We start from the raw sequence: 13,015 nt of genomic DNA on the forward strand, positions 1-13,015 counted from the left end.
GAGTCCGGACCAAACCGTCATGCCCAACCCTGTCTCCGGGCCAGCCAGCGGCCGGTCAAATCTGCGTAATAGCGCTGGTGGCCCCGCACGGCGGGGGAGGTGTCGATCTCGGGGCGCGCGCCGGAGTAGCGGTAGTAGCCAAGGATCGCCGCCAGCCCCGCGTCCAGGGCGTCCGGCGGCAGGTTGACCGCCAGGGGGTGCTCGGCGAAGAGGGTGTCGACGTCCAGGCCGCCGGCCTCGGCCGAAATCAGCACGGTGAGCAGGTCGAACCAGGGCGGGCCGTGGCCGAGGAAGTTCCAGTCGCAGATCCACGCCGTGCCGGCGGAGTCGATGAGCAGGTTGTCGAGACGCAGATCACCGTGGACAAAGGTGGTGCTTTCCCGGGTCAGCTCGTCGAACCGGGCCTCCAGCGCGATGAGGGCATCACGCTGCGGGTCTGGGCCGGCCTGGCCGGAACGCCATTGGCTCAGCGCGTGGTCGAGCACATTGCTGAACGGATCTAGTTGCAGCGCAAGGATTTGCGGCACCGGCTCGGCCAGCGCTCGAGCGGCGGCGGTCAGCGCGTCCAGGCACTCATTCAGCTCGGGGAGCGACCACGGCAGGGAAGGGGTACGCGCACCGGCGACCGCATCGAAGCAGAGCACGACATGATCGGCCAGCTCGCCGCTCCAGCGCAGGGCAGCGGTGGGGATGCCGGGCGGCAGCGCGGCTGTGACCTTGGCCTCTTGCGCATACCACTGCGCCACCTCGATGGAGAGGTGCGCGGCTTTGACGAAATGCTGGGTGCCATCGACGGTGGTGAGCAGGGCGGCGAAGCCGGGGGTGAAGCCGCAGCCGCTGACCGATGCCCCCACCACAGGCGCGCCAAGGCGTGCCTCGAGCGCGGAGCGCAGGGCGGACGGCAGGTCGTCCCACGACGGGCGTTGCGCGGTGGCGTCGTAGGGAACGGCTGGGAGGAGCAGCTGCGTCATGCCAGCGATGATGCAAGATCTGCCGAGCGCGCGGCTACCGGTTTATCCGGCGGCAACCATGCGGAGCGACATGGGACCATAGAGTGTCACGCACCGCTTCAGCGAATCGCTCTAGGAACGGACCACTGTGCCACCGACGTTTGGCTCGAATCAGCCCGGCGCCACTGAACCTGCCGCCATCCGCAACTTCTGCATCATCGCTCACATCGACCACGGTAAGTCGACCTTGGCCGATCGGATGCTGCAGCTGACCGGGGTCGTCGACCCACGTTTGATGCGCGCGCAGTACCTGGATCGCATGGACATCGAGCGTGAGCGCGGCATCACGATCAAGAGCCAGGCCGTGCGCATGCCCTGGACCATCCAGGAGGGTGAGCGCACCGGAGAGCACGCCGTTCTCAACATGATCGACACCCCGGGGCACGTGGACTTCACCTACGAGGTTTCGCGCAGCCTGGCGGCGTGTGAGGGCGCGGTGCTGCTGGTCGACGCGGCGCAGGGCATCGAGGCGCAGACGCTGGCCAACCTGTACCTGGCGATGGAGAACAACCTCACCGTCATCCCGGTGCTCAACAAGATCGACCTCCCGGCGGCCCAGCCCGACAAGTACGCCGAAGAGCTGGCCCACCTGATCGGCTGCGACCCCGACGACTGCATCCGGGTGTCCGGCAAGACCGGCCTGGGCGTGCCATATCTGCTCGACGAGATCGTGCGCCAGCTGCCCTCGCCGGTCGGCGACGCGTCCGCGCCCGCCCGTGCGATGATCTTCGATTCTGTGTACGACATCTACCGAGGCGTCGTCACCTACGTCCGGGTGATCGACGGCAAGATCGAGGCGCGTGACCGGATCAAGATGATGTCCACCGGGGCCGTGCACGAGCTGCTGGAGCTGGGCGTCATCTCGCCGGAGCCGGTCAAGTCCAAGGCGATCAGCGTCGGCGAGGTGGGCTACCTGATCACGGGCGTGAAAGACGTGCGCCAGTCACGGGTCGGCGACACGGTGACCATCAACTCGCGTCCGGCCAAGGATGCGCTGGGCGGTTACAAGGATCCCAAGCCGATGGTCTACTCGGGCCTGTACCCGCTGGACGGCTCGGATTATCCCGACCTGCGCGAGGCGCTGGACAAGCTCAAGCTCAACGACGCCGCGCTGGTCTACGAGCCGGAGTCCTCGGCCGCGCTGGGGTTCGGCTTCCGCTGTGGCTTCCTCGGCCTGCTCCACCTGGAGATCATCCGTGAGCGCCTCGAGCGCGAGTTCAACCTCGAGCTCATCTCGACCGCGCCCAACGTGGTCTATCGCGTGATCATGGAGGACGGGTCGGAGGTGACCGTCACCAACCCGAGCGAGTACCCGACGGGCAAGATCGGTGCGGTGCACGAGCCGACGGTGCGGGCGACCGTGTTGACCCCCAACGACTTCGTCGGCGCGGTGATGGAGCTCTGCCAGGGCCGGCGGGGATCCTTGCTGGGCATGGATTACCTCTCGGCCGACCGGGTCGAGCTCCGGTACACGATGCCGCTCGGTGAGATCATCTTCGACTTCTTCGACCAGCTCAAGTCGCGCACCAAGGGCTACGCGAGCCTTGACTACGAGCCCAGCGGCGAGCAGGAGGCCGACCTGGTCAAGGTCGACATTCTGTTGCAGGGCGAGGCGGTCGACGCCTTTTCCGCGATCGTGCACAAGGACAAGGCTTACGCCTACGGCACGACGATCGCGGCGAAGCTGCGCGAGCTGATTCCGCGCCAGCAGTTCGAGGTGCCGATCCAGGCGGCCATCGGCTCGCGGGTCATCGCCCGCGAGACGATCCGGGCCATCCGCAAGGACGTGCTTGCCAAGTGCTACGGCGGTGACATCAGCCGCAAGCGCAAGCTGCTGGAAAAGCAGAAGGAAGGCAAGAAGCGCATGAAGATGGTGGGCCGGGTGGAGGTACCCCAGGAAGCCTTCATCGCGGCTCTGTCCACTTCGGAATCACCAGACAGCAAGTCCAAGAAATAGTCGTGATAGGGCACTGCTTTCGCTGCGGGCAGCTGCTGCCGCAGGCGCTGCCGGCGGTCTGCGGTGGATGCGGTTACGAGCAGTATCTCAACGCCCGCCCCACCGGCAGCCTCGTCGTGACCGACGATGCGGGGCAGATTCTGTTGCTGCGCAGGGCGCGCGAGCCTGGGCTGGGGCTGTGGGAGACGCCGGGCGGGTTCTGCGACGCCTGGGAGCAGCCCGCCGACGCGGCCGTGCGGGAGGGGCTCGAAGAGCTTGGGGTGCAAGTCATCCTGGGCGAGTTCCTGGGCATGTTCGTCGGCAGCTACCCCTTCCAGGGCGAGGTTTTTCCGGTACTGGATTGTTTCTGGCGTGCCACGCTGCCCGCCGGCGCCCGGCTGAAGCTGGATCCGGCCGAGTCGACGCAGGCGCGCTGGTTCGATGCGGCGGCGCCACCACCGTTGGCGTTCAGCACGATGATCCATGCGGTTCATGCCGTCGCACTGGTGCTTAAGTCCTAAAAAGGCGACTTGTCCGAGTAACTGGTTGATCAGGTGGTCGTTACCCAGAGTGCAGTTGTTATACCGCTTTCGCCCGATATGAGGCAATTGCGGGTCCAAAGTCGCACAAGGAGTGACGATGCAGATTAAGAAGGCCGGAGTCGTCGCCACGGGCGCTCTCGCGACCGTAGCGGTCATGGGGGCTCCTGCCGCTGCGGCACCCTCGATGGATGCCACAGCACTTACCAAAGCCAGCACGATGAACCTCGCCCGCGGCGGTGGCTGGGACGCACCTTGGGACCAGGATACGCAGTCCCTTCTCGCCATCGGCTCAGGCTCGGTGGCGCAGATTGCCGCGTGGCAGTTCTGTGGCTCGTCCGCAGTCGGCGGCGTCGTGGGCTTGACGCTCGACCTCGACTCACCCAACACGCTTGTTGGTGACTGCAACAATGGCAACATCAAGCTCAACCAGGACACCAACCCTGCTGTGATCTCCGTGCTCAACGACTCTGCGGTGTCGATCGCGACTTGGCAGGCCTGTGGCTCCACGGTGGGTGCTGGCATCGGCGTCATCAACGCGAGCCTGCAGTCGCCCAGCACGGTGGTGGGTAACTGCAGCAATGGCAACATCCTGATCGGCCGTGAGCACAAGTGGGAAGACGACCACGGCGACGACCACGGTGACCACGGCGACCACAACGGTTACCACAAGTCGGCTCGTGGCGGTTACGGCCACCACGAGGAGTCCTCCACCGTCACCTCGGAGCTGGTCCGCCAGGCCACCACCAAGGTTTCGCAGAGCAAGAAGGACGCCGCCAAGGACGCCCGCACCGCGTGGGCGAACCGTAAGGCGGATGGCAAGTCCAAGAACGTGACCCCGCAGGCCCGCAACGGCTGGGCGGCTCCGTGGGACCAGGACTCGCAGTCGGTGGTCTCGGTCGGCTCCGGCTCGGCCGTCACCGCGCTGACCTGGCAGGCCTGTGGCAGCGACTCCGTCTTCGGTGTCGTGGGCGCCGTCGTCACCGTTACCTCGCCGGCGACGGTGTGGGGCGACTGCGACAACGCCAACGTTTGGATCGACCAGGACGACCCGACGGCGCTCGTCTCCGTGCTGGACAACTCGCGGGTCAGCCTCCTGGACTGGCAGAACTGTGGCTCCACCACCGTTTCCGGCATCATCGGAGTCACGGCCAACCTTTCCTCGCAGAACACCGTCTTCGGCAACTGCAACAACGCCAACACGGTCATCAGCTGACCTCGCGGCAACGTTTCGCGTAGGGCGGGTCGCGCCAGCGGCCCGCCCTACTGAATGCTTATAGAGGAGTGACGATGCAGATAGGCAAGGCGGGAGTTGTCGCCGCCGGTGCACTGGCAACGGTGGCGGTCATGGGATCCGCCGCGGCTGCTGCGCCCGCGACGAACGTGGTGATGGACAAGTCCACCCCCACAACGGCTCTGACGATGGGCAAGTCGGCGCTGTCGATGAAGGCGCCCTGGGACACCGTGCAACAACCGCTCATCACCATCGGAGTCGGCAGCTCCGCCAAGTTGGTGCCCTGGCAGATCTGCGGCTCCAACGCGGTAGGCGGAGTCGGTGCGGTGGCTTCGGCATCGAGCGCCAACACGGTCATCGGCGACTGCTACAACGCCAACGTCTTGCTCAAGCAGGACACGACCTCCGGAATCATCTCGATCCTCGATGACACGTCAGTATTGGCGTTGCCCTGGCAGGTCTGTGGCTCCAACGCGGTGGCCGGGGTGGGTGCCACGGTGTCCGTCGGCACCCCGAACACGGTGACCGGCGACTGCTACAACGCCAACAACATCATCCTTGAGCCGGACGGCGAGAGCCCCGACAACGGAACCTTGCTGTCGCTGCTGAGTGGCTCGATCGTCAGCGTCGCGCCTTGGCAGGTCTGTGGCTCCAGCGCGGTCGCCGGGCTCGGCGCGGTCGTCGCCGCGAACTCGCCCACGACGGTGCTTGGCGATTGCGTCAACGCGACCGCCGACATCGAGCCGCGGGAAAACCCAGCGGAGATCCCGCTCCTGAGCAACCTCGACCTGACGCTGCTGCCATTCCAGTTCTGTGGCGAGAACGGCCCGGTTTCCCTGGTGGGCCTGGTCATTCCGATCAACAGCCCAGCACTGGTAGCCGGGGAGTGTATCTCTCACGCTTAACCTGTGAACGACACAAAAGAGGGGCGCCGTGGGCGCCCCTCTTTTTCTGTTACCTCAGCCAGGGCACGGCGCGGTCGAGGAGGCCTCGCTCGCGTAGCTCTTTGCGCAGCGGGATCTCCTCGTCAACGAAACCGTCCCAATTGACGCCCCAGTGGTTGGCGGTGTGGGTGGCCTCGCCCAGCAGCTGACGCTGCACCGGCGTGCGGTTGGCCCACCACGGGCTCGACATGTCGATGGGCATGTCGTCCAGCGGGCGGATCCAGCGGTACGTGTAGCCGATGAACAGCAGCTTGCGGGTGATCGTCGACAGGTTGGTGGAACGCGAGTGCCACAACCGGCGGTCGAAGATGAAGCAGTCGCCCGGGTTCGCCGTGATCTCGACGGTGCCGTCCGGGTCGGGGTTGTGCACCTTGGTGTCGGCGGGGCGGGCCAGCGAATTCTGCAGGTGCCCACCCGGGATGACCTTGGTGGCGCCCCGGCCGGTCTCGGACATGTCCGAGATCACGTAGGCGACCTTCAGCGAGAACATCGGCCGCGGCAGGTTCGGGTCCATCGTCTCGGGGTCGGAATTCTGCCTGTACCCGTCCTGATGCCAGCCCCAGTAAGGCTTCTCGGGCTCAGCCGCTGGCGGCGTGACGTCGAGATGGTTGTGATGGGTGTAGATGTTCCAGCCGGCCAGCCCCCACATGTAGCGGAAAACGGGGCCGTGGGTCAGCAGGTCACCGAAGAGGTCGTCGCGCGTCAGGAAGCCGAGCAGGTGGACGGTGCCGTCCTTGGAGCCGCGCCCGGCCGCGATCTCCTCCGCGTAAACCCGGTCCATGGCGTCTTCGAGGCGCTGCCGGTGGTCCTCGGTCAGGACATTACGAAGCAGGAGAAAGCCCTGGTCGTGGAATTCCTGTCGATCTGCCTCGGAGATCGGCTCGTAAGCGGTCTCTTCGACTTGGGGGGTGATAGTCATTGGCTCCCCTAGCGGATGGGCACTAGAAGAGCCGATAGTAACTCGCGTTATTTCGCGGGAAGCACCTCGGCTATCACCTGCGGGCTGGCGGGCTCGGTGAGCGCCCACGATCCGCGCTCGGCCGACCACTGCTGGTCGCCAAAGCTCACCTTTGTCACCCCTGTTCGATTGGCGTTGGCCACCATCCAGAGCGCGAGCTGCCAGCCGGTCTTGGCATCTTTTGCCGGTACCAGGATGGTGTGCTGTTCTGTGGTGATTTTCGGCGCTTTGGCCCCAAAATCCTGCTTGAGTCGCTGCACCGCCGCGGTGGCCGCGGCCGCACCCGACTTGGCCGCGCCCGGCGCGGTGTCACAGGCGATGGCGCCGCCCTGCTGGCCGGTCAGCGCTAGGGTCAGCACGAGCGCCTCATCGGCCCACTTCTGGTACGCCTCCGGAAAGGCCGAGCGCTGAACCCGTTGCGCCGCTTCGGTTACCCGCATCCGCTCCCAGCCCTTGATCTTCACCAGCGCGCTGTAGAAGCGTTCCGTCGCGTAGCGGGGATCGAGGATCTGTTCCGGGCTGCCCCAGCCCTGGCTGGGCCGCTGCTGAAACAGGCCGAGCGAGTCGTGATCGTTGCGGTGGCCCAGATCGTCGAGATTGCGCAGCTTCGATTCCTGCAACGCGGCCGCCAGCGCCACCACGATCGCCTGCTCGGGCATGTTGCGCCGGATGCCGACCGCGGCCACGGTCGCCGCGTTGCCCATCTGTTCCGAGTCCAGCCGCACCTCGGTGTCGCCGTTGGCCGCGCAGTTGCTGGACATATCGGGAATGGACAGCCCTTCGCCGAAGTGCTGGCGCGCCAGGTATCCGCCCAGGATGAAAACCAGGGCGAGGAACAGCAGAACAGCTATGGTCGGCCGAGCCCGCACGCAGACACTCTATGTCGGCGGAACCCAGGATGCGGCACGCTTGGCCCGGAAGGCTGCCACGCCTTCGCGTCCCTCGGCGGAGCTGAAGAACTCCAGGGAAAGCGCTGACAGCTCGTTGATGTCCGAAAGGGTCGGGCTGCGGCGCAGCAGCTGCTTGGTGGCGGCCAGCGCGCCCGGCGCACCCAGCACCAGCGAAGCGCACCAGGCGGATACCACCGCGTCGATATCTTCGGCCGCCACCGACGCGTTGACCAGACCGGCCTGCGCCGCCTTCGCGCCGTCGAAGACGTCGCCGGTCAGGTAGAGCTCGGCGGCCGCCCGCGGGGCCAGCCGGGGCAGCACCGTGGCCGAAATCAGCGCCGGGATCACCCCGAGGCGCACCTCGGAGAAGGCGAAGGTGGCCGTGCCGGCACACACCGCGAGATCGGCGGCGGCGATCAGGCCCACGCCGCCGGCCCGGGCCGGGCCGCGTACCACCGCGATGACCGGCTTGGGGCTCTCGGCGACCGCCGCCAGCACATCGCCCATCATGTTCGCGGGCATGTCCCCGCTGGAGGCGGCCGCGGCCGTCTCGGACAGATCCGCGCCCGAGCAGAAGACCGTGCCGGTGTGATCGAGCACCACCACCCGGGTGGCCTCGTCGGTGGCGGCCGCGCTCAGCCCGGCGAGCAGCTCGCGCATCAGGCCGGTGGACAGCGCGTTGCGATTGGCGGGGGAGTCCAACACGAGGGTGGTGATCCCGCCCGCATGGCTGCTCCGAATGTAGGGCATGAGGGCAGACTAGTGGTCATGGCGCAGCTACCTGACGGGGAACCGGTACCCGAGAACGGAATCCTGCCCGAGTCCGCCCTGGCCGGCTTCGGCCGGCGCGGCTTCGGCGTGTACCTGCACGTGCCGTTCTGCGCCAGCCGTTGCGGCTACTGCGACTTCAACACCTACACCGCGAGCGAGCTGGGCGGCGCCGACATCGACGGATACCTCGACGCGATCGAGGCGGAGCTGCGGCTGGCGCGCGGGATAGTGCCCGGACGGCCGGTGGACACGATCTTCGTCGGGGGCGGGACGCCGACCATGCTCAGCCCGGCACAGCTGTGCCGCCTCCTCGACGCGATCAATGCCACCTGGGGCATCGTGGGCGACGCCGAGATCACCACCGAGGCGAACCCGGAATCGGTGACGCCGCAATCGCTTCGCCAGCTTCGCGACGGCGGCTTCACCCGCATTTCGCTGGGCATGCAGTCCGCTTCGGCGCCGGTGCTGCGCATCCTGGATCGCCAGCACACGCCCGGGCGGGCCCCGCAGGCCGCGATCCAGGCGCGCGAGGCCGGATTCACCCACGTCAACCTGGACTTGATCTACGGCACGCCGGGGGAGAGCGCCGACGACTTCGACGAGTCGCTGGATCGGGCGACGGGAGCCGGGGTGGACCATGTGAGCGCCTATTCGCTGATCGTCGAGGACGGCACCCGGCTGGCCGCGCGGGTCCGCCGGGGCGAGCTGGCCGCGCCCGACGACGACGTGGCCGCCGACCGCTACCTGGCTGCCGAGCAACGGCTGACCAAGGCGGGGCTGAACTGGTACGAGGTGTCCAACTGGGCCGCCGATGAGCAGGCCCGATGCCGGCACAACCTGCTCTACTGGCGCGGCGGCGACTGGTGGGGGCTGGGCCCCGGCGCGCACAGCCACGTCGGCGGCGTGCGATGGTGGAATGTCAAGCACCCCAAGCGATATGCGCAACGCCTCGGCGAAGGCAAGTCCCCGGGCCTGGGCCGCGAGATCCTCACCGCCGACCAGCGGCACATCGAGTCGATCCTGCTTGGTCTGCGCCTGGCCGAGGGCCTGCCCACGGCCGGCCTCGATCTGGCGAGGGTGCAGCCGGGCCTGCTGGAAGTCAAAGACGGCCGCGCAACCTTGACGTTGCGCGGCCGGCTAATGGCGGACGCAGTGGTCCGCGATCTGCTTACTTGATGATGTTGATTGAGGCGGGGTAACGGTAGAGCTGGCCCTCGTTGGCCTTGATTCCGGCGATGATGCCGAAGATCACGGCCATCAGGACCCCGATGCCGAGGGTGAGGAAGGTGATAACGAGGCAAATCAGGATAGAGCTGATCACCGAGACGGCTGCCCAGAGGATCTGGAAGTTCAGCGCCGCGACGGCATGTGCGCGAACGGTTGGCGACTCATTGCCCTTGACCAGCATGGCGATCAATGGCGGGAGCCAGCCGAGCCAGCCCACTGTTATGAGGGCAGCACCCGCTCCTCCGAAGTGGGCGACCAATGCCCATGTTTTCTCATCATTGTTGGCATAGCCAACCGGGGCGACGCTGCCACTGATCGGCGGGCCGGCGGAGTAACCTCCACCAGGCGGCGGCGGGGCGGCCGAGTACGGGGCCGACGGCGGAGCACTAGGAGGAGGGCTCGGTGCCGAAGGCGGCGCGACCGGCGGGGACGCAGTAGGATCCTGCGGCACGCCGGGCGGGGTGGGTTCACTCATGCCCGACAGGCTAGGACTAACGATCAAACCGCGCCAGTCAACACACCTGACCGATTCGTGACACTGACACGTAGACTGGCACTCACTACAGTCGAGTGCTAGCCGTGGGTGGAGGTGAAGATGGCGTTGGACGACCGCAAGCTTGACGTGCTGCGAGCCATCGTCGAGGACTATGTCGCGACCCAGGAACCCGTCGGAAGCCGGGCACTGGTGGAGCGGCACTCCCTTGGCGTGTCACCGGCCACCGTGCGCAACGATATGGCGGTTCTGGAGGAAGAGGGCTACATTCGTCAGCCGCACACGTCGGCCGGGCGTGTCCCGACCGATCGCGGTTACCGCCTCTTCGTCGACCGCCTTTCCAAGGTCAAACCGCTTTCGCCGGCCGAGCGCCGGGCGATCGAGCGCTTCCTGGTCGGCGCGGTGGATCTCGACGACGTGGTGCACCGGGCGGTGCGCCTGCTCGCCCAGCTCACCCGGCAGGTCGCCGTGGTGCAATATCCGAGCCTGGCCCGTTCCTCAGTGCGGCACCTCGAGCTTGTCCCGGTGTCTACCACCCGCCTGCTGATAGTCATGATCACCGATACCGGCCGGGTCGAGCAGCGCATCGTCGAGCTGCCCGAGCCCACCTCGGTGGAAGATGTGGAAAACCTCACCCGAGCCCTCAACGAAAAGCTGGTCGGCAGCAAGCTGGTCGACACCCCACCGCTGGTGGCTGAGCTGGCCGAGCAGGCCAACCTCAACCAGCCCGCGATGAACGCGCTGGCGGTGGTGCTCCTGGAGACGCTGGTGGAGCGGCATGAGGAGCGCATCACCATCGCCGGCACGGCCAACCTGGCCCGTTTCCACACCCCGCTCGACCTGGCGGGCTCGCTGCGGCCCGTGCTCGAAGCGCTGGAGGAGGAAGTGATCCTGCTCAAGCTTTTCGATCAGGTCAAGGCTGGGAGTGCGATCGTGCGCATTGGCGACGAGAATGAGGTGGCAGACCTCCGCACGACCTCGGTCGTCAGCACCGGCTACGGTCCAGGAAGTACCGTCGTGGGCGGGCTTGGCGTGCTGGGCCCCACCCGCATGGACTATCCCGCGAACATCGCCACCGTGCGGGCGGTAGCTCGTTACGTCGGCGACCTGTTGACCCAACACTGAGTGACGAAGAGACGGATCACGTGGCCAAGGATTACTACGGCATTCTGGGCGTTCCCCGGGATGCCACCGCGGACGACATCAAGCGGTCATACCGCAAGCTGGCGCGCCAATATCACCCCGACGTCAACGACGACCCGGCGGCCGCGGAGAAGTTCAAGGACATCAACAACGCCTATGAGGTGCTCTCCGACGATCAGAAGCGCCAGATCGTCGACCTCGGCGGCGATCCGCTCAGCCCCGGTGGCGGCGGCATGGGCGGGCCTGGTGGCCCGGGCGGCCCGTTTGTGGGCTTCCAGGACATCATGGACGCGTTCTTCGGCGGCACCGCCGCCCGCGGGCCCCGCCAGCGCACCCGGCCCGGCGCCGACGCGATCCTGCGGCTCGACCTCGATCTGGTCGAGACCTCGTTCGGGGTCGAAGCGCCGATCACCGTCGACACCGCGGTGCTGTGCACCACGTGCGCAGGCGCGGGCGCGGCGGCGGGCACCCATCCGCAGACCTGTGACACCTGTGGCGGGCGGGGCGAGGTGCAGTCGGTGCAGCGCACGTTCCTGGGCCAGGTGGTCTCGTCGCGGCCGTGTGGCGCGTGCTCGGGCTACGGCACGATCATCCCGCATCCCTGCGCGACGTGTGGCGGCGACGGACGCGTGCGCACCCGGCGCAGCCTGACCGTGAAGATCCCGGCCGGCGTCGAGGACGGCATGCGCATCCGCCTGGCCGGACAGGGCGAGGTCGGCCCGGGTGGAGGCCCATCCGGCGATCTTTACGTGGAGATCCACGAGCGCCCGCATGACGTCTACGCCCGCAAGGGCGACGACCTGCACTGCAAGGTGACCGTGCCGATGACGGCGGCGGCGCTGGGCACCAGGCTGACCATCAAGACGCTCGACTCCGAGGAGCTGCTGGAGGTCAAGGCCGGCACCCAGCCCGCCTCCACGCTTCGCATCCGGGGCAAGGGCGTGCCACACCTGCGCGGGCAGGGGCGCGGTGATCTGTTCGTGCACCTCGACGTGCGTACCCCGACAAAGCTTGATTCCACGCAGGAACAGATTCTGCGCGAGTTTGCCCGGATGCGCGGCGAAGAGGTGGCCGAGCTGTCCAAGCAAGGCGGCTTCTTCTCCCGGATGCGAGACGCCTTCAACGGTCACTGATGTCGCTTCCGCTATTTCTGGTCGGCGAGCTGCCATCGGGGGACGAGTTCACCCTCGATGGCCCGGAAGGCCGCCACGCCGCCACCGTGCAGCGCTTGCGGGAAGGCGAGGAGCTGCTCCTTGCCGATGGCAGGGGCGGCATGGCCCAGGCTCGGGTCAAGGCCGTTGCCGGCGCCAGCCTTCTGCTTTCCCTGATTTCTCGTGGGTACGCGGCAAGGCCTGAGCCGGTTCTCACGGTGGCCCAGGGCATCGCCAAAGGCGACCGCGGCGAGCTGGCGGTGCAGGCCATGACCGAGACCGGGGTCGACGAGATCCTGCCGTGGGCCGCCGCCCGCAGCGTGGCGCAGTGGCGCGGTGATCGCGGGTTCAAGTCCCGGGACAGATGGGTGGCCACCGCCCGGGAGGCGGCCAAACAGGCCAGGCGCGCCTGGGTGCCGGTCATCGGCGGCGAACCCGACGTGTCCACCAAGGCCCTGGCCAAGCGACTCGACGCCAACTCGTTGATACTTCACGAAGAAGCGGGTGAAAAACTGTCTACAGTGGAGCTTCCCGCCTCCGGTGAGATCGTCATCGTGATCGGTCCCGAGGGCGGCATCGATGACACCGAGCTTGCGGCGTTTCAGGCCGCGGGCGCGCGTGCGGTGCGGCTGGGCGACAGCGTTCTTCGCACCTCGACCGCGGGGGTGGCCGCGCTTTCGGTTCTCGCGGTCCGGCTCGGGCGCTGGTAGAAACAACTC

13 protein-coding genes are annotated in these 13,015 nt (G+C 67.2%); 8 read left to right on the forward strand and 5 right to left on the reverse strand.

What is annotated here, in order from left to right; genetic code table 11:
- Positions 1-17: 17 nt before the first annotated feature.
- Complete coding sequence (locus Rhe02_RS05915; RefSeq protein WP_203907054.1) at positions 18-971, reverse strand: phosphotransferase; 954 nt, start codon at positions 969-971, stop codon at positions 18-20.
- Between the two features lie 127 nt (positions 972-1,098).
- Between Rhe02_RS05915 and lepA the strand changes: the two genes are divergently transcribed.
- The 4 genes from lepA to Rhe02_RS05935 all read left to right on the forward strand — a co-directional run bounded on the left by lepA (position 1,099) and on the right by Rhe02_RS05935 (position 5,624).
- Positions 1,099-2,967, forward strand: coding sequence for a translation elongation factor 4 (lepA, locus tag Rhe02_RS05920; protein ID WP_203907055.1), 1,869 nt, complete (start codon positions 1,099-1,101; stop codon positions 2,965-2,967).
- Between the two features lie 2 nt (positions 2,968-2,969).
- On the forward strand, positions 2,970-3,467 hold the full coding sequence (locus Rhe02_RS05925) for an NUDIX domain-containing protein (RefSeq protein WP_203907056.1): 498 nt from the start codon (positions 2,970-2,972) through the stop codon (positions 3,465-3,467).
- 118 nt (positions 3,468-3,585) lie between these two features.
- Positions 3,586-4,701: a hypothetical protein gene (locus tag Rhe02_RS05930; protein ID WP_203907057.1), complete on the forward strand. Its 1,116-nt coding sequence runs from the start codon at positions 3,586-3,588 to the stop codon at positions 4,699-4,701.
- Between the two features lie 74 nt (positions 4,702-4,775).
- Positions 4,776-5,624, forward strand: coding sequence for a hypothetical protein (locus tag Rhe02_RS05935; protein WP_203907058.1), 849 nt, complete (start codon positions 4,776-4,778; stop codon positions 5,622-5,624).
- A gap of 49 nt (positions 5,625-5,673) precedes the next feature.
- Here the strand turns inward: Rhe02_RS05935 and Rhe02_RS05940 are convergent, their stop codons facing one another.
- The 3 genes from Rhe02_RS05940 to Rhe02_RS05950 are packed head-to-tail and all read right to left on the reverse strand — an operon-like array spanning position 5,674 to position 8,261.
- Positions 5,674-6,582 (reverse strand): phytanoyl-CoA dioxygenase family protein, encoded by a 909-nt coding sequence (locus Rhe02_RS05940; RefSeq protein WP_203907059.1) that lies wholly within the window; start codon positions 6,580-6,582, stop codon positions 5,674-5,676.
- A 47-nt stretch (positions 6,583-6,629) separates the two neighbouring features.
- A complete protein-coding gene (locus tag Rhe02_RS05945) occupies positions 6,630-7,490 on the reverse strand; it encodes a hypothetical protein (RefSeq protein ID WP_203907060.1) in 861 nt (286 codons plus the stop codon).
- Positions 7,491-7,499: 9 nt separating this feature from the next.
- Positions 7,500-8,261, reverse strand: a complete 762-nt coding sequence (locus Rhe02_RS05950) for an enoyl-CoA hydratase-related protein (RefSeq protein WP_203907061.1) — start codon at positions 8,259-8,261, stop codon at positions 7,500-7,502.
- A gap of 18 nt (positions 8,262-8,279) precedes the next feature.
- Between Rhe02_RS05950 and hemW the strand changes: the two genes are divergently transcribed.
- Positions 8,280-9,458, forward strand: coding sequence for a radical SAM family heme chaperone HemW (gene hemW / locus Rhe02_RS05955; RefSeq protein ID WP_203907062.1), 1,179 nt, complete (start codon positions 8,280-8,282; stop codon positions 9,456-9,458).
- On the opposite strand, the gene Rhe02_RS50480 is transcribed toward hemW, so the two are convergent.
- Positions 9,451-9,984 carry a DUF4870 domain-containing protein gene (locus Rhe02_RS50480; protein ID WP_203907063.1) on the reverse strand — a complete coding sequence of 178 codons (534 nt, stop codon included), beginning with the start codon at positions 9,982-9,984 and terminating at the stop codon, positions 9,451-9,453. The genes hemW and Rhe02_RS50480 overlap by 8 nt on opposite strands.
- A gap of 120 nt (positions 9,985-10,104) precedes the next feature.
- Between Rhe02_RS50480 and hrcA the strand changes: the two genes are divergently transcribed.
- From hrcA to Rhe02_RS05975, 3 genes are read left to right on the forward strand one after another with little or no spacing between them, the layout of a single operon-like run.
- Positions 10,105-11,127 carry a heat-inducible transcriptional repressor HrcA gene (hrcA, locus tag Rhe02_RS05965; RefSeq protein ID WP_203907064.1) on the forward strand — a complete coding sequence of 341 codons (1,023 nt, stop codon included), beginning with the start codon at positions 10,105-10,107 and terminating at the stop codon, positions 11,125-11,127.
- A 20-nt stretch (positions 11,128-11,147) separates the two neighbouring features.
- On the forward strand, positions 11,148-12,278 hold the full coding sequence (dnaJ, locus tag Rhe02_RS05970) for a molecular chaperone DnaJ (RefSeq protein WP_203907065.1): 1,131 nt from the start codon (positions 11,148-11,150) through the stop codon (positions 12,276-12,278).
- Positions 12,278-13,006, forward strand: coding sequence for a 16S rRNA (uracil(1498)-N(3))-methyltransferase (locus Rhe02_RS05975; RefSeq protein ID WP_203907066.1), 729 nt, complete (start codon positions 12,278-12,280; stop codon positions 13,004-13,006). Before dnaJ ends, Rhe02_RS05975 begins: the two co-directional genes overlap by 1 nt.
- Positions 13,007-13,015 lie beyond the last annotated feature (9 nt).

The sequence above is a fragment of the Rhizocola hellebori genome, assembly GCF_016862955.1.
Taxonomy (GTDB): Bacteria; Actinomycetota; Actinomycetes; order Mycobacteriales; family Micromonosporaceae; genus Rhizocola; species Rhizocola hellebori.

Coding starts and splice junctions, on each gene's coding strand:
- Rhe02_RS50480 (WP_203907063.1), bottom strand. CDS start 9,984: ATGAGTGAACCCACCCCGCCCGGCGTGCCGCAGGATCCTACTGCGTCC.
- Rhe02_RS05935 (WP_203907058.1), top strand. CDS start 4,776: ATGCAGATAGGCAAGGCGGGAGTTGTCGCCGCCGGTGCACTGGCAACG.
- hrcA (WP_203907064.1), top strand. CDS start 10,105: ATGGCGTTGGACGACCGCAAGCTTGACGTGCTGCGAGCCATCGTCGAG.
- Rhe02_RS05940 (WP_203907059.1), bottom strand. CDS start 6,582: ATGACTATCACCCCCCAAGTCGAAGAGACCGCTTACGAGCCGATCTCC.
- hemW (WP_203907062.1), top strand. CDS start 8,280: ATGGCGCAGCTACCTGACGGGGAACCGGTACCCGAGAACGGAATCCTG.
- Rhe02_RS05930 (WP_203907057.1), top strand. CDS start 3,586: ATGCAGATTAAGAAGGCCGGAGTCGTCGCCACGGGCGCTCTCGCGACC.
- Rhe02_RS05975 (WP_203907066.1), top strand. CDS start 12,278: ATGTCGCTTCCGCTATTTCTGGTCGGCGAGCTGCCATCGGGGGACGAG.
- Rhe02_RS05950 (WP_203907061.1), bottom strand. CDS start 8,261: ATGCCCTACATTCGGAGCAGCCATGCGGGCGGGATCACCACCCTCGTG.
- Rhe02_RS05915 (WP_203907054.1), bottom strand. CDS start 971: ATGACGCAGCTGCTCCTCCCAGCCGTTCCCTACGACGCCACCGCGCAA.